The sequence below is a fragment of the Pandoraea pnomenusa genome (assembly GCF_000767615.3).
Lineage (GTDB): Bacteria > Pseudomonadota > Gammaproteobacteria > Burkholderiales > Burkholderiaceae > Pandoraea > Pandoraea pnomenusa.
This window is the reverse complement of record NZ_CP009553.3, coordinates 1159215-1173227: the sequence shown is the minus strand read 5'-3', so window position 1 is coordinate 1173227 and position 14013 is coordinate 1159215. Positions and strand designations below refer to the sequence as shown.

17 protein-coding genes are annotated in these 14013 nt (G+C 64.4%); 12 read left to right on the top strand and 5 right to left on the bottom strand.

The features are described 5' to 3' along the window. The first annotated feature begins 127 nt into the window (after window positions 1–127). The gene (locus LV28_RS29445) at window positions 128–1039 is read left to right on the top strand and encodes a LysR family transcriptional regulator (RefSeq protein ID WP_023594571.1); all 912 of its coding nucleotides are present in this window, start codon (window positions 128–130) and stop codon (window positions 1037–1039) included. 108 nt (window positions 1040–1147) lie between these two features. On the opposite strand, the gene LV28_RS29440 is transcribed toward LV28_RS29445, so the two are convergent. Next, window positions 1148–1891: an SDR family oxidoreductase gene (locus tag LV28_RS29440; RefSeq protein ID WP_038618534.1), complete on the bottom strand. Its 744-nt coding sequence runs from the start codon at window positions 1889–1891 to the stop codon at window positions 1148–1150. Between the two features lie 108 nt (window positions 1892–1999). Here LV28_RS29440 and LV28_RS29435 point away from each other — a divergent pair, with 108 nt between their 5' ends. Both LV28_RS29435 and LV28_RS29430 read left to right on the top strand, forming a co-directional pair. Then, window positions 2000–2923 (top strand): LysR family transcriptional regulator, encoded by a 924-nt coding sequence (locus tag LV28_RS29435; RefSeq protein ID WP_038618537.1) that lies wholly within the window; start codon window positions 2000–2002, stop codon window positions 2921–2923. A 126-nt stretch (window positions 2924–3049) separates the two neighbouring features. Further along, window positions 3050–3487, top strand: a complete 438-nt coding sequence (locus LV28_RS29430) for a hypothetical protein (protein WP_038618540.1) — start codon at window positions 3050–3052, stop codon at window positions 3485–3487. Window positions 3488–3617: 130 nt separating this feature from the next. On the opposite strand, the gene icd is transcribed toward LV28_RS29430, so the two are convergent. Then, entirely contained in the window at window positions 3618–4871 is a 1254-nt protein-coding gene (icd, locus tag LV28_RS29425; RefSeq protein ID WP_038618544.1) for an NADP-dependent isocitrate dehydrogenase, read from the bottom strand. Window positions 4872–5134: 263 nt separating this feature from the next. On the opposite strand from icd, the gene LV28_RS29420 reads away from it, so the two are divergent. The 4 genes from LV28_RS29420 to LV28_RS29405 all read left to right on the top strand — a co-directional run bounded on the left by LV28_RS29420 (window position 5135) and on the right by LV28_RS29405 (window position 6968). Further along, window positions 5135–5725, top strand: a complete 591-nt coding sequence (locus LV28_RS29420; RefSeq protein ID WP_025250373.1) for a pseudouridine synthase — start codon at window positions 5135–5137, stop codon at window positions 5723–5725. Between the two features lie 52 nt (window positions 5726–5777). Continuing rightward, a complete protein-coding gene (locus LV28_RS29415) occupies window positions 5778–6020 on the top strand; it encodes a hypothetical protein (RefSeq protein WP_023594565.1) in 243 nt (80 codons plus the stop codon). Between the two features lie 127 nt (window positions 6021–6147). Continuing rightward, window positions 6148–6354, top strand: coding sequence for a hypothetical protein (locus LV28_RS29410; RefSeq protein WP_023594564.1), 207 nt, complete (start codon window positions 6148–6150; stop codon window positions 6352–6354). Window positions 6355–6488: 134 nt separating this feature from the next. Continuing rightward, window positions 6489–6968, top strand: coding sequence for a DUF192 domain-containing protein (locus LV28_RS29405; RefSeq protein ID WP_024788590.1), 480 nt, complete (start codon window positions 6489–6491; stop codon window positions 6966–6968). Between the two features lie 24 nt (window positions 6969–6992). On the opposite strand, the gene LV28_RS29400 is transcribed toward LV28_RS29405, so the two are convergent. From LV28_RS29400 to xseA, 3 genes are all read right to left on the bottom strand, one after another. After that, window positions 6993–7586 carry an HD-GYP domain-containing protein gene (locus LV28_RS29400; protein ID WP_023872125.1) on the bottom strand — a complete coding sequence of 198 codons (594 nt, stop codon included), beginning with the start codon at window positions 7584–7586 and terminating at the stop codon, window positions 6993–6995. 400 nt (window positions 7587–7986) lie between these two features. Next, window positions 7987–8565 carry a superoxide dismutase [Fe] gene (gene sodB / locus LV28_RS29395; protein WP_023594561.1) on the bottom strand — a complete coding sequence of 193 codons (579 nt, stop codon included), beginning with the start codon at window positions 8563–8565 and terminating at the stop codon, window positions 7987–7989. Between the two features lie 202 nt (window positions 8566–8767). Then, a complete protein-coding gene (gene xseA / locus LV28_RS29390; protein ID WP_038618547.1) occupies window positions 8768–10141 on the bottom strand; it encodes an exodeoxyribonuclease VII large subunit in 1374 nt (457 codons plus the stop codon). A gap of 448 nt (window positions 10142–10589) precedes the next feature. Here xseA and LV28_RS29385 point away from each other — a divergent pair, with 448 nt between their 5' ends. The 5 genes from LV28_RS29385 to kdsB all read left to right on the top strand — a co-directional run bounded on the left by LV28_RS29385 (window position 10590) and on the right by kdsB (window position 13699). Continuing rightward, entirely contained in the window at window positions 10590–11201 is a 612-nt protein-coding gene (locus LV28_RS29385) for a MotA/TolQ/ExbB proton channel family protein (RefSeq protein WP_023594559.1), read from the top strand. Window positions 11202–11216: 15 nt separating this feature from the next. Continuing rightward, window positions 11217–11663: an ExbD/TolR family protein gene (locus LV28_RS29380; protein ID WP_023594558.1), complete on the top strand. Its 447-nt coding sequence runs from the start codon at window positions 11217–11219 to the stop codon at window positions 11661–11663. Window positions 11664–11749: 86 nt separating this feature from the next. Next, on the top strand, window positions 11750–12727 hold the full coding sequence (lpxK, locus tag LV28_RS29375; protein ID WP_048806722.1) for a tetraacyldisaccharide 4'-kinase: 978 nt from the start codon (window positions 11750–11752) through the stop codon (window positions 12725–12727). Beyond that, window positions 12708–12914 (top strand): Trm112 family protein, encoded by a 207-nt coding sequence (locus LV28_RS29370; RefSeq protein ID WP_023594556.1) that lies wholly within the window; start codon window positions 12708–12710, stop codon window positions 12912–12914. Before lpxK ends, LV28_RS29370 begins: the two co-directional genes overlap by 20 nt. Then, window positions 12911–13699, top strand: a complete 789-nt coding sequence (kdsB, locus tag LV28_RS29365; protein WP_023872128.1) for a 3-deoxy-manno-octulosonate cytidylyltransferase — start codon at window positions 12911–12913, stop codon at window positions 13697–13699. The genes LV28_RS29370 and kdsB overlap by 4 nt, the downstream gene beginning before the upstream one ends. Window positions 13700–14013 lie beyond the last annotated feature (314 nt).

Below are 14013 nucleotides of genomic sequence, written 5' to 3'. Positions count from 1 at the left end.
ATGCACCGCGCATGGCGTTTCGACGCCGTTTGCAGACAGGATCGCGCAACCCTTGATATAAACCAATAGAATCTCGTTTATATGCCTCATAAATTCCAGTGATCTCACCGAACGACCCGGCACGCCCATGGACCTCCATTCCGTTGATCTGAACCTGCTGGTCGTCTTTCAGCACTTGTACAACGCAAGACGCGTGTCTCGCGTGGCCGAGGCCCTGGGTGTTACGCAACCAGCGGTCAGCAATTCGCTCGCGCGCCTGCGCAAGCTGTTCAACGACGAGCTGTTCATCCGTACATCGCGCGGCATGCTGCCCACGCCGATGGCCGTCGCGCTGGCCGAGCCCATCGCGGCGGCGCTCGACGCCCTGCACGGCGTCTTCAACCGTCAGCTCGCCTTCGATCCGGCGACCAGCCGGCGCGCGTTCCGGATCGCCATGACGGACATCGGCGAGGTGCACTTCCTGCCGAAACTCATGCATGCGCTGGGCGAGCGGGCGCCGGGGATCACCGTCAGCACCGTGCGTAATACTGCGGTGAATCTGCAGGAGGAAATGGCGGCGGGTCAGGTCGACCTCGCGGTGGGGCATTTGCCGGATCTCACGGCAGGCTTCTTCCAGCGGCGGCTCTTCCGCCAGAAATATGTCTGCATGTTCCGGCCGGGACATCCGCTGGATCGACCGAAGCAGACACGGATGACGCGCGACGACTTCGAACGCGCCGAGCAGGTGATGGTGGTCGCCGCGGGCACCGGACACGGCCAGGTCGACGAATTCATGGCACGCGCCCACGTGCATCGCAACATTCGGCTGCGCGTGCCGCACTTCGTCGCGCTGGCCGACATCCTGCATGCGACCGACCTGATTGCCACCGTGACCGAAAAGTTTGCCCAGCGAAGCGCGCAGCACTTCGGCCTGCGTTACGTCGACCACCCGCTCGACGTGCCCGACGTCCAGATCAACCTCTTCTGGCACGCCCGGTATCACCAGGAACCGGCAAGCCAATGGATGCGCACGCTGCTGTTCGAACACTTCTCGGAGTGAGCGTCGCCGAGCACGGCATCGGCCCACGCCCCATGTTGGGCGCGCTGGCGACGCCGACGTCGCGGCCCCGGGCTTGCGCGCGCGGCACGCGACCTGCCGGGCCACGACTCAGGCGTTGAATCCGCCGTCGATGGTGAGACTCGCGCCGGTCACGAACCCTGCCTCCTCGCTCGCGACATATGCCACCATCGCCGCGATTTCCTCGGGGCGGGCGTGGCGCTTGAGCGCCATCAGATCGTGCATCGCCCCCGCGAAATCGCCGGCAGCCGGATTCATGTCGGTGTTCGTCGGCCCCGGTTGCACGTTGTTCACGGTAATGCCTCGCGGACCGAGATCGCGCGCCATCCCTTTGACCAGCCCGACCAGCGCGGCCTTGCTCATCGCGTAGGTCGCGCCGCCGGCGAAAGGCATGCGCTCGGCGTTGCACGAGCCGATGTTGATGATGCGCCCGCCCTCGCCCATGTGCGCAAGCGCCGCCTGCGATGCGATGAACACGGCGCGCACGTTGACGTTGAGCATGCGGTCGAACTCTTCGACCGGAATGTCCGCGATCGATGCCATGGAAAACACACCGGCGTTGTTCACGAGAATGTCGATCCTGCCGAACCGAAGCGCCGCCTCGTTCACCGCTTGCGTCAATGCGGAGGCATCGCCCGCGTCGGCATGCAAGGCAAGCGCGCGCCCGCCCGAGGCCTCGATTTCAGCGACCAGATCCTCGGCGGCCGCCCTCGATCCCTTGAACGTGAACGCGACGGCCGCGCCGCCGTCGGCCAGTCGCCGCACCACGGCCGCGCCAATCCCGCGCGAGCCCCCCGTCACGAATGCCACCTTGCCTTGAAAGTTCGTTGCCATGTCATTGCTCCACTGGGTTGAGAAGTGGAGCCAGTATGATTGGCGAATTACATCTCAACTAGACGATAATACCGATCATCAATTTCAATCAATTGGAACAGGTGAGCGATGGATGCCATGCATCTGATCGAGTCTTTCGTGCTCAGCGCCCGCGCGGGAAGTTTTTCCGCCGCCGCGCGCCGGTTGGGGATAACGCCCGCGGCCGTGAGCAAGAATGTGGCGCGTCTGGAGGCGCAACTCGGTTTGCGCCTGTTCCACCGCAGCACGCGCAGCCTGACGCTCACGGCGGGCGGCGAGCGGTTCCTGCTCGACGTCGACGCGCCATTCGCGGCGCTGACCGACGCGTTTGCCCGCGCCGCCGAGCGCGAGAGCGCGCCATCCGGCATGCTCAAGGTCAGCGTGGCGCACGCGTTCGGGCGTCAGTACCTCTTGCCGTTGCTCGGCGACTTTCTCGCCCGCTACCCTGAGATCGTGCCCGACTGGCGCTTCGACAACCGAAGCGTGGATGTCGTGGCCGAAGGCTTCGATGCCGCCATCGGCGGCGGGATCGAGCTCACGCCCGGCGTGATCGCGCGACGGCTCGCGCCAACCTATGCGGTCATCTGTGCGTCGCCCGGCTATATGGCCGAACGCGAGACACCCGTGCATCCGTCCGCGCTGGCGTCGTTCGATGCCGTGATCCGGCGCTCCGGTGCGACCGGGCGACTGCGCGCCTGGGACTTGCGCAACGCGCTGGGCGAGCGCGTCAACATCGAGGCGCGCACGCGCATGATCTTCGACGATCCCGAGGCGATGGCGCACGCGGTTGCGCTCGGCTACGGGGTCGCACTGCTGCCGATGCCGCATGCGGCGCCATTGCTCGCGTCGGGTCGCATTCGCAGACTTCTGCCGGGATGGTACGAAGAGTACGGCGGCGTGTTCATCTATTACTCGAACAAGAAGCAGCTTCCCCTGCGCACCCGGGTCTTCGTCGATCACGTGGTGCAGGCTTTCGAGGCGCAGCGTCTGGCCGCATGCTTCGACGGTCGGTGATGCGCCCACGGCGCCGCGCCTTGCCTTGTGCGCGTGTGTGCACTGTAATGGAAGCGTCTTGCCGACGGCAGGCAGGAGCGAGGAGAACGCTCGGCGTCGGCAGTCAAGGGGGGTGGGAGATCCGCCATGGATACCACCAAGACCGCATGGCGCGCGATGGCCCTGGCCACGCTTGCGCTGGCACCTGGCGCGCCGCGCGCTCAGTCAACGCTTCCCCCGTATCCTCCGAAGGAAATCACGCTTACGGTTGCCGTCGGCGAGAAGGCGGCGATCTGGGTGCAGCCCAACTACAGCGTGCTTTGCCGCTCGCTCGGCCAGCCGACGTTCGAACTCGACTCGACGCCCACGCTCGGCGAAGTGATCCCCGAATGGATCGACTACACGGTGCCGGCCGGGCAGCGCTGCGAAAGCATGCGATTTCCCGGCATGGTGGTCTGGTATCAGGCCGGGAAATCGCCCGGCACCGACGTGGTCACCTGGACCGTAGGCTTCCCACGCGAACTCGGCAGCCACACGCCCACCACCGGCGACCACCGCGTAACGACGACGATCGTCGTGAACTAGCCGACGCGACGCGCAGGACGGCTCGGAATTGCCGGGCGGTTCGCTGCGAAGCGCTTGCGTTCGACGTCAATAAAAAAACCCCGCCTAATCCAATCGGTGGCGGGGTTGTTCAGCGATCCGAAATATTGGATTACATGTTCTCGATCATCACCTGACCGAAGCCTGAACAGGACACTTGCGTCGCGCCTTCCATGAGACGGGCAAAATCATAGGTGACCTTCTTCGAGAGGATCGACTTCTCCATCGACGCGATGATCAGGTCCGCCGCTTCCGTCCATCCCATATGGCGCAGCATCATCTCCGCCGAGAGGATTTCCGACCCTGGATTGACGTAGTCCTTGCCAGCGTATTTCGGCGCCGTGCCGTGCGTGGCTTCGAACATCGCGACTGAATCCGACAGGTTCGCGCCCGGCGCGATACCGATGCCCCCGACCTGCGCCGCGAGCGCATCGGAAATGTAATCGCCGTTCAGATTCAGCGTGGCGATCACGTCGTACTCGGCCGGACGCAGCAGAATCTGTTGCAGGAACGCGTCGGCAATCGAATCCTTGATCGTGATCTCCTTGCCGGTCTTCGGGTTCTTCACCTTGCACCACGGCCCGCCGTCGATCTCCGTCGCACCGAATTCGTTCTTGGCGAGCGCGTACCCCCAATCGCGGAACCCGCCCTCCGTGAACTTCATGATGTTGCCCTTGTGCACGAGCGTCACGCTGTCGCGGTTATTGTCGATCGCGTATTGAATGGCCTTGCGTACCAGGCGCTCCGTGCCCTCGCGCGAAACCGGCTTCACACCGATGCCGGAGGTTTCCGGAAAGCGGATCTTGGTGACGCCCATTTCATTTCGCAAAAACGCGATCAGCTTCTTCGCCCCCGCCGATTCCGCCTCCCACTCGATGCCGGCGTAGATGTCCTCCGAGTTCTCGCGGAAGATCACCATGTTGATCTTCTCGGGGTGTCGCACCGGCGACGGAACGCCCTTGAAGTACTGCACCGGACGCAGGCAGACGTACAAGTCGAGTTGCTGGCGCAACGCCACGTTGAGCGATCGGATGCCGCCCCCCACCGGTGTCGTCAACGGCCCCTTGATCGACACGACATAGTCCTTCACGGCCTGCATCGTTTCGTCGGGCAGCCACACATCGGGGCCATAGATGCGCGTGGACTTTTCTCCCGCGTAGACTTCCATCCAGCTGATCCTGCGCTTGCCGCCATAGGCCTTTTCCACGGCCGCATCGACGACCTTGAGCATCACCGGCGTAATGTCCACGCCCGTGCCGTCTCCCTCGATGTACGGGATGATCGGATTGTCCGGCACGTTGAGCGAGAAATCCTTGTTGACGGTGATCTTCTCGCCGACCGGTACCTTGATGTGCTGATACGACATGGTGGGGCTCCAATGGAAAAATCGGACTGCGCTCGCCAAATGCGCCCGGGGGAACGCTCGACGTATTTCGTCCCTATTGTAGTCACTGCATCGTAAAGTGCGCGTGACGCAAGGCAAGTCTTATATAAGACATAAGACTTACGTTCCCGATTATGCATTAACATGGCGGGGCTGGCCAGCAGGTCGAGAACGCATATTGCGTTCAGATGCCCTGCCGCATGGCGGGCATGTTCGTCGGCACTCTCCGATTTTGCGCTACCGGTATGACACTTCTCGCACTCAACAAACCCTTCGGCACGATCTGTCAGTTCTCGCCGCATCCCACCCGCCCGACACTCGCCGAATGCATCGCGCAGCCCGGGGTGTATCCGGCGGGTCGCCTCGATGCCGACAGCGAAGGACTGCTGCTGCTCACCGACGATGGTCGCCTTCAGGCGCGGATCGCCGAACCGGAACGTAAGTTGCCCAAGACCTATTGGGCGCAGGTCGAAGGGGCTTACGAAGAAACGGCTGTCGCTCGCCTGCGCGCCGGTCTCGATCTGGGCGATTTCGTCACCCTGCCCTGCGACGCCCGCGAGATTCCCGAGCCGCAGGCGCTGTGGCCTCGCCATCCGCCCATCCGCTATCGCGCGAGCATTCCGACCCACTGGCTGGAGATCACGCTGGTCGAAGGCAAGAACCGTCAGGTCAGACGCATGACGGCCGCCGTGGGCAAACCGACCCTGCGACTTGTGCGCGTGGCCATCGGTCCGGTCGACGTCTTCGCGCTGAATCTGGCGCCAGGACAATGGTGCGAACTGCCGCAACAAATACTTACACTTTCCGGTCAACGCCGCGATCGCTCATCTCGTTGAGGGAACAGGTGCGCAACATACGCACCACGAACTGAAACGAGGAAACCAAGTCATGAACAAACTGCTGCTCGCATTGACCGCCGGCCTGATCGTGTCCGGCGCCGCGATGGCCCAACAATCGGCGCCGGCCACGGCGCCTGTCGCACCGGCGGCGCCTGCAGCGGCAGCGCCCGCTCCGGCGGCACCGGCAGCGGCTACCCATGCCGCTCCGGCGAAGAAGGCCAAGCACAAAAAGCATCACCACAAGAAGACCGGCAAGAAGGCTGTCCAACCCCCGGTCGGTAACAAGCCGTAATACTTGTGTTCGAAAAAAACTGCGGGTGGGTTGTCAACCGATGTTCTGAACGGACGTTAAAGGAGATGACTCACTTCGCGGGTCAACGAGTACATCACCCCAACATCGAGCTTCAACGAGGAATCTCATGAAAAAACTGATCGCTGCCCTGGTCGCTGGCCTGTTCGCAACTGGCGTGTTCGCTCAAGCTTCGGCTCCGGCCGCTGACGCGGGTGCTGCTCCGGCCGCCGCAAGCAAGCCGGCTGCAAAGAAGAAGTCGACGCACAAGAAGTCGCACAAGAAGTCGGCAAAGAAGGCTTCGGCTGCTGAAGCGCCGGCCGCTGCCAGCAAGTAAGTCCCGCGTGGCGCAGCCTGTCTGCGCAACGTGCGGTAACAAGCAGGTTGCTCTCGCAACCTGCTTTTTTTTCGTCCGGCGGCTACAATGATCCGCCTTCCTCTGACGTTCCCCCGATCTTTCAGGAGTCGTTCGTGATCCGGATTTCACGTCAACTGGCCGCGCTTGCCGCCAGCGCCGCGTTTGCCGCCTCCGCCGCCGTCATGGCCCTTGCGCCGACGAGCGCCGTCGCGCAGATCAAACAACCCGGTCAGTTTCCCACCGTCCAGCTTTCCGCCGGCATGTATCTGATCAAGGCTGAAGTGGCCGCCAACGAAGCCGATCGCGAGCAGGGTCTGATGTATCGCAAGACCATGCCCGATAACGCCGGCATGCTGTTCGTGTTCGAACAACGTGCCGGTCACTGCTTCTGGATGAAAAACACCGACCTGCCGCTGTCCATTGCCTTTCTCGCCGACGACGGCACGATCGTGAACATCGAGGACATGGCCCCGCAGACCGAAGATAACCACTGCCCGCGTGCCGCCGTGCGCTACGCGCTCGAAATGAACCAGGGCTGGTTCAGGAAGCGGGGCATTGGACCGGGCATGAAGATCTCCGGCCTCCCGCGCTGATCGTCGGGATGCCGGGGGGCGCGCTCAGCGCGCGCCGCTCGATACGCCGAGCGCGGATGTGAGTGATCGTTCGAGAAAGCGGTCGAGCAGCCACGGATCGAAGTGACGCCCCCGTTCGGCGAGCATCGCACCGACGATTTGCGTCGGGCTGAGCGCGGCCCGATAAGGCCGATGACTCGCGAGCGCATCGAACACGTCGACGATGGCAACGATACGCCCCGCCAGCGGGATGCGATTTCCCGACAGCCCATGCGGATACCCGAGGCCGTCGTAACGCTCGTGATGGGTGAGCGCCACGGAGGCGGCCAGTTCGCACGCCGCCCCGCCAATGGCGCGAAGCATGTCGGCGCCGAGCCGGGGATGCATCCGCATCACCTGCGTCTCGTCGGGCGACAGCTTGCCCGGCTTTTCCAGAATCGTATTGGGAATGCAGAGCTTGCCCGTGTCATGCAGCGCCGCCGCGAGGCCGAGCGCCTGCGCCTCCACGGCGGGCAATTCCAGCGACTTCGCGAAACGCCACGCGAGCGTACCCACGCGCCACATGTGAGTGGCGGTACCACCACGCTTGTGTTCGGCCAGACGGAACAACGTCCATGCCGCACTCGGCAAACTGCGCATGAGCCGGGCATCGGCGAGCCGGCTCCGGTACGGCGCGACGGGCCGGGGGTCTACCGCTGCCACCTCCGGGCCCGCGCGGTGCGCATGGCGCTCGGGAAGGGGATCAACGGAAGGATCACAAGCGGTTGGCGCAGGGTCTGGCATAAGTCGTTCTTCGCGTTTGGAGCTCTCACTCTATCGAGGGTCGCATCGCCAAACGTTGATGTCGATCAAGTCCACCTCACATCCGCGCGATCCTGCAACCGCTGAAAACGAAAAAAGCCCACCGCAAGCGGTGGGCTTTTCGATTGCCGGCGGCGTCGCGCGCTCGGGTTGGGCGCCTGACGCGGCATCGCGTCACGAACCGCACATCGGAGTGCGCGATTCGCCATTGTCGACCGGCAAAGTCCGGGACGTTCGATTACGCGAAGTTCTTCGCGGCGAAATCCCAGTTGACCAGCGTCCAGAATGCCTCGGCAAACTTCGGACGGGCGTTGCGGTAGTCGATGTAGTAAGCGTGCTCCCACACGTCGATCGTGATGATCGGCTTGTCGGTCGTGGTGAGCGGGGTTGCGGCGTTGCTCGTGTTCACGATGTCGAGCGAACCGTCGGCCTTCTTCACCAACCACGTCCAGCCCGAACCGAAGTTGCCCACGGCCGACTTCGTGAAGGCTTCCTTGAAGGCGTCGAACGAACCCCACTTGGCATCGATGGCCTTGGCCAGATCGCCAGCCGGTGCGCCGCTGCTCTTGGGCGTCAGGGTGTTCCAGAAGAAGGTGTGGTTCCACACCTGGGCTGCATTGTTGAACACGCCGCCCGACGACTTCTTGATGATGTCTTCGAGGCTGGCGTTTTCGAATTCGGTGCCCTTGATCAGGTTGTTCAAGTTGGTCACATAGGCTTGGTGGTGCTTGCCGTAGTGATACTCCATCGTTTCCTTGGAGATGGTCGGCGCCAGTGCATCGATGGCGTACGGCAGTTCAGGGAGCTTGTGTTCCATGGCAATTGTCCTTTGTGCTCTGAGGGGAACCCGATTTGCGTTATCCGGAGCCATCGATTCTAGGGCAGATGCGATAACCCCGCAAACCCAACGGGTACTTGGCTTCCCGCAATGTGCCCGTCGAATGTGACGATTGTTTGCCGATCCCGGCCAATCGACGCACGATCCCTGCGATTTGGCAGATTCCCCGAACCGGCCACGCCTAAAAAGTATCGTCTAGCCTGACTTGAACGTCACCAATGCCGACATCGGCCGCGCCTTGCGCCAAATGCATCGTGACCTGCTGGCCGCGTTGCAGCCGACGGGGGTCGCGCAGCGGTTGCCCCCTGGCATCGAGCACCGCGGCATAACCGCGCTGCAGCGTTCGACGCGGATTGAGCAGTTCAAGCTGGGCCCTGGCATCGGTCAGACGCTGCGATGTGCGCTCGGCGCGGCGCGACATGGCACTCTGCATGCGCTGTCCAAGCAATGCCACGCGTTCATGTTGCGACGCAATATCCGGCACGGCGCGCGCCAGCCGCAGGCGCAACATCTCGAAGCGGCCCCGACGTTGCGCCAACGGGCGCTCCAGTGCGTGCCGCATGCGATCGGACAAGTGCGCGAGCTCGCCGCGCTGACGCGCCAGACGTTCGCGCGGCGACACCAACCCGCGCGACAGGCTGTCGAGTTGCTGGGCGCGCTGCTCGAGCGTACGCCACATGGCGCGCGTAAGACGCTGGCGCTCGCGGTCGACCTCGCGCAGGCATTCGTCGCGCGCGGCACTGATGAGTTCGGCGGCCGCCGTCGGCGTGGGCGCCCGCACATCGGCCACGAAGTCCGCAATGGTGAAATCGGTTTCGTGCCCCACGCCCGAGACGACCGGCAGTTCGCTTCGCGCAATCGCGTGCGCCAGCACTTCCTCGTTGAAAGCCCAGAGGTCTTCGATCGAGCCGCCGCCGCGGCACAGCAGGATGGTATCCACCTCGCGACGGGCGTTGGCGATGTCGAGCGCGGCGGCGAGGCGGGCCGCGGCGTCGGCGCCCTGCACCGGGGCGGGATAGACCACGACCGCGACGTGTGGCGCACGCCGCGCCAGCGTGGTCAGTACGTCGCGCAGCGCGGCGGCTTGCAACGACGTCACGACGCCAACGCGACGTGCGTACTTTGGCAACACACGTTTTCGGGCGGTATCGAAGAGCCCTGCCGCGGCGAGCTTTTCCTTGAGCCGCAGGAACGCCTCGTACAGGTTGCCCTGTCCGGCGCGACGGATAGCCTCCACGTTGAGTTGCACTTCGCCGCGTGGCACATACATCGAGAGCAAGGCGCGAACTTCGACGCGATCGCCCTCTTTCGGCATGAAATCGGCATGCTGCGCGCGTCCGCGGAACATCACGCAGCGCATCTGCGCCTGGGCGTCCTTGATGGAAAAATACCAATGACCGCTGGCCGCGCGCGTGAAGTTCGAGATCTCGCCGCTGACCCAGGCCAGAGGGAAGCTCCGCTCGAGCACGCCGGCCACGGCTTTGTTCAGATCTGAAACACTTAGCACGCGATCCGCACCACCGGTGGGCCGGGCGTCGTCGAAAGATGGGTTCATGCGCGTTGGCTGACGAAAAACTGTCCACAGGCCCGCTAATTTAAGGGTTTTCGCGTGCGAACGCCCGACATTTCCCGCTCGGACAATCTAAACCCTTGATTTCTCTGGCTTTCCGAGATGAATCCGGACCGTCTCAAAGACGGGTTTCGGTACCGTGGCCAAGATATCTCCCGAGGCGCGGACATGTGCACATAGTTATCCACAGGCTTGCGCGGGTTTTCCGGGATTCGTGAGCTTGCGGTGGTGTTCATTTCTGAAACAGCTCACTGCGCATTTTTTAATCACGAACCAAAAAGCGCCGCTGCGTCAAAGAGTTGTCGGATGTATCCCACGGTTGTCCACATCCTTGTGCTCGTGCAATGTGGAAAACGGTGCTTGCCCATCCCCACCCTGCACGCTACAGTGCGGACTCGTTTGCCCATCCCCCGCAACAAGCAAGAGGTCGTCTTTGTTTGCCGTCATCCAGGCCGCCGGCTGGCCCATCTGGCCACTTCTCATCGCCTCCGTCATCGCTCTCGCACTGATCGTGGAGCGCGCCCTGTCGCTGCGCCGCGCACGCGTGCTGCCCGCGGGCATTCTCGAGAACGCGATCACGCTCGCCCGCCGTGGCGCCAAGCAGGAGGCCACCGAGGCGCTGGCGCGTGGGTCCCTGCTCGGGCGCGTGCTCGCCACGGGCGTGCGCTACGTCGCCCACAATCCACAGGGGCCGCGCGACGCCGCGAAGGAAGCCCTCGAGGAGACCGGGCGCGCCGTCGCGCATGAACTCGAGCGGTTTCTGCCGGCGCTCGGCACCATTGCGTCGATCGCCCCGCTGATGGGACTGTTCGGCACGGTCGTCGGCATGATCGAAATCTTCGGCTCGCAAGACGCCACGGGGACCGACCCGGCGCAGCTCGCGCACGGCATCTCGGTCGCGCTTTACAACACGGGGTTCGGCCTGATGATCGCGATTCCCGCGATGATCTTCTACCGCTATTACCGCACACGCGTCGACGCCTTCCTGGTGGAACTCGAGACGCAGGCGGTCCATTTTCTCGATGCCACGCTGCCGCGGCACTGACCCGAGAGTTGCGCGATGAATTTCCGTCGAGGCCTCTCCACACGCGACGAGCCCGAGATCAATCTGATCCCGCTCATCGACGTGCTGCTGGTCATCCTGATCTTTCTGATGGTCACGACGACCTATACGCGTTACACCGCGCTCAAGGTCAATCTGCCGACGGCCGACGCGGAGAAGGCTGTGGTGCCGCCGCGCCAGATCGTGGTGTCGGTCGGTGCGGACGGCAGCTACGCCATCGACCGGCACGCGCTCGCACAGCGTGACGTGGCCAGCCTGACAGCGGCGCTGCGCCAGGCCGCCGGGCCGGCGAGCGACGCTGCACAAGCGCCTGTCATCATCATCAACGCCGATGCGAAAAGCAGCCATCAGTCGGTCATCAACGTAATGGAGGCCGCACGCGAAGCCGGGCTATCGCGACTGACCTTCGCTGCGCGCGCCACAACGGCGCGCCCGTCCCGATGACTTCGCCTGCGCACCGCGCCGCGCAAGGTGCGCGCGCCCGTGCGCTGGTGCCGCGCCTGTCGGGCGCGCTGGTGCACTGGGTCGACATGCAATGGCAGCGGCGCGGCGCCGTCGCGTGGCTGCTGTGGCCGCTGTCATGCATCTTCGGAGCGATCGCCGCATGGCGACGTCTGAGTTTTCGCCGCGGCTGGAAGACGTCGACGCGCCTGCCCGTGCCTGTCGTCGTGATCGGCAATCTCACCGTGGGTGGCACCGGCAAGACGCCGACCGTCATTGCACTGGTGAACGCATTGCGCGCACACGGGTACACCCCGGGCGTGCTGTCGCGCGGCTATGGGGCACGGCTTTCACACCCGACCGAAGTGAGCCCGTCCGCGCGCCCCGAAGCGGTCGGCGACGAACCGCTGCTCATCGCCAGGCGCACGGGCGCTCCGGTGTGGGTCTGGCCGGCGCGCGTCGAAGGAGGACGCGCGCTGCTCGCCGCGCACCCCGAGTGCGATGTCATTCTTTGCGACGACGGGCTTCAACACTATGCACTGGCCCGCGACGTCGAAATCGCGGTGTTCGACCATCGTCTCGGCGGCAACGGGTTCCTGCTGCCGGCGGGTCCGCTGCGCGAACCGCTCTCGCGAACGCGCGACGCCAATCTGATCAACGACCCTTACGGCAAGACATTGCCGGCCTGGCGCGACACCTGGCGCCTGACGCTGTCGCTGGGCGACGCGTGGTGCGTGAGCCAGTCGTCGCTCACCCGGCCGCTTTCGCACTTCCGCGGCAAGCGAGTGCTGGCGGCCGCCGGTATCGGCGCCCCGGAGCGATTCTTCGCGGCGTTGCGCAGCGCCGGCTTGCAGATCGAGACGCTCGCCCTGCCCGATCATTACGACTTCGCCACGAATCCGTTCGATGGCCTGGCGGCCGACACCATCCTGATTACCGAAAAGGATGCAGTAAAATGCGTCACCTGGTCCGACCCGCGTGTGTGGGCCGTGCCTGCCGAGGCAGCGCTCGATGCGCGTCTCGTATCACTGGTAGTGGAGAAATTGCGTGGACAACCGACTGTTTGAGATTCTCGTCTGCCCGTTGTGCAAGGGTCCCCTGGAGTACGACAAGAAAGCCCAGGAGCTGATTTGCCACGCCGACAAGCTCGCTTATCCGATTCGTGACGGCATTCCCGTCATGCTGGCCGACGAAGCACGTCAGTCCGTCGAAGGCACGCCCGTGCCGCCGAGCGACGACCTGTCCGCATCGTGAGCGCCGCCGCTGCCGTCGACTTCGTCGCCGTGGTGCCGGCCCGGCTCGCGTCGACGCGCCTGCCGAACAAGCCGCTTGCCGATATCGGCGGCAAGCCGATGGTCGTACGCGTGGCCGAGCGGGCGCGCGAGTCAGGCGCGCGCCAGGTCGTCGTGGCAACCGACGCGCAAAGCGTTGCCGACGCCGTCTCGGCCCATGGCTTCAGCGTTGCCTTGACGCGCGCCGATCACCCCACGGGCACCGACCGCCTGGCAGAAGTCGCCGTGCAACATGGCTGGTCCGACGACACCATTGTCGTCAACGTGCAGGGCGACGAACCGCTCATCGATCCGCGCCTCGTGCATGCGGTAGCGGCCCACCTGGCGGCCCATCCCGAATGTGCGCTCTCGACCGCGGCACATCCGATCACCGAGAACGCCGAGATCTTTTCTCCGAATGTCGTCAAGGTCGTGCTCGATGCACACGGCCGCGCGCTCTATTTTTCCCGCGCCCCTATTCCCTGGTCGCGCGACGCATGGTCGGCCGGGCTCGCACACACGGCAACGTTGCCCGCAGCCAGCACCCCGATCTTGCGTCACATCGGACTGTATGCCTACCGGGCGAAATTCCTGCGCAGCTATCCGGGCCTGCCTCAGGCACCGATCGAGACCGCCGAATCGCTCGAACAACTGCGCGCGCTATGGCATGGCGAGCGCATTGCGGTACTCGTCACCGAGGACGCACCGCTGCCGGGCGTCGATACCGCCGAGGACCTCGAGCGGGTTCGCGCGCTGCTGAAAGGCTGACGCAAGGCGTTTGACGCAAGGCGCCTGCGACAGTCGCCAACGCGGCGCGATGGGCGAGTGATGGGCACACAACTTGGCGGCGGCCGGGCGCTGAAATGGCCGGCGACGCGAATCCCCATGCCTGCGCGCGCCGCGGCTCACCGGTCCTGCGCACTGCGAGGTCCGTACCGGAATTCATACCGGCGCGCCGCGCATCCATCGGCAAAACGCCGCCGGGCGGGTACGTCGTGGCATAATCGCTCTGATTCTCGCGAGCAGACCCCGGTCGTGCGCGCGTCGCGCCTTGCCGAGCGCGGCGCCGGCGCGAGGTGAGG

Excerpts from the sequence above, each read along its gene's own strand:
- LV28_RS29420 (WP_025250373.1), top strand. The coding sequence starts at position 5,135 with ATGACACTTCTCGCACTCAACAAACCCTTCGGCACGATCTGTCAGTTC.
- LV28_RS29410 (WP_023594564.1), top strand. The coding sequence starts at position 6,148 with ATGAAAAAACTGATCGCTGCCCTGGTCGCTGGCCTGTTCGCAACTGGC.
- LV28_RS29380 (WP_023594558.1), top strand. The coding sequence starts at position 11,217 with ATGAATTTCCGTCGAGGCCTCTCCACACGCGACGAGCCCGAGATCAAT.
- LV28_RS29445 (WP_023594571.1), top strand. The coding sequence starts at position 128 with ATGGACCTCCATTCCGTTGATCTGAACCTGCTGGTCGTCTTTCAGCAC.
- LV28_RS29400 (WP_023872125.1), bottom strand. The coding sequence starts at position 7,586 with ATGCGCAGTTTGCCGAGTGCGGCATGGACGTTGTTCCGTCTGGCCGAA.
- icd (WP_038618544.1), bottom strand. The coding sequence starts at position 4,871 with ATGTCGTATCAGCACATCAAGGTACCGGTCGGCGAGAAGATCACCGTC.
- sodB (WP_023594561.1), bottom strand. The coding sequence starts at position 8,565 with ATGGAACACAAGCTCCCTGAACTGCCGTACGCCATCGATGCACTGGCG.
- LV28_RS29415 (WP_023594565.1), top strand. The coding sequence starts at position 5,778 with ATGAACAAACTGCTGCTCGCATTGACCGCCGGCCTGATCGTGTCCGGC.
- LV28_RS29435 (WP_038618537.1), top strand. The coding sequence starts at position 2,000 with ATGGATGCCATGCATCTGATCGAGTCTTTCGTGCTCAGCGCCCGCGCG.
- LV28_RS29430 (WP_038618540.1), top strand. The coding sequence starts at position 3,050 with ATGGATACCACCAAGACCGCATGGCGCGCGATGGCCCTGGCCACGCTT.
- LV28_RS29440 (WP_038618534.1), bottom strand. The coding sequence starts at position 1,891 with ATGGCAACGAACTTTCAAGGCAAGGTGGCATTCGTGACGGGGGGCTCG.
- lpxK (WP_048806722.1), top strand. The coding sequence starts at position 11,750 with ATGCAATGGCAGCGGCGCGGCGCCGTCGCGTGGCTGCTGTGGCCGCTG.
- xseA (WP_038618547.1), bottom strand. The coding sequence starts at position 10,141 with ATGAACCCATCTTTCGACGACGCCCGGCCCACCGGTGGTGCGGATCGC.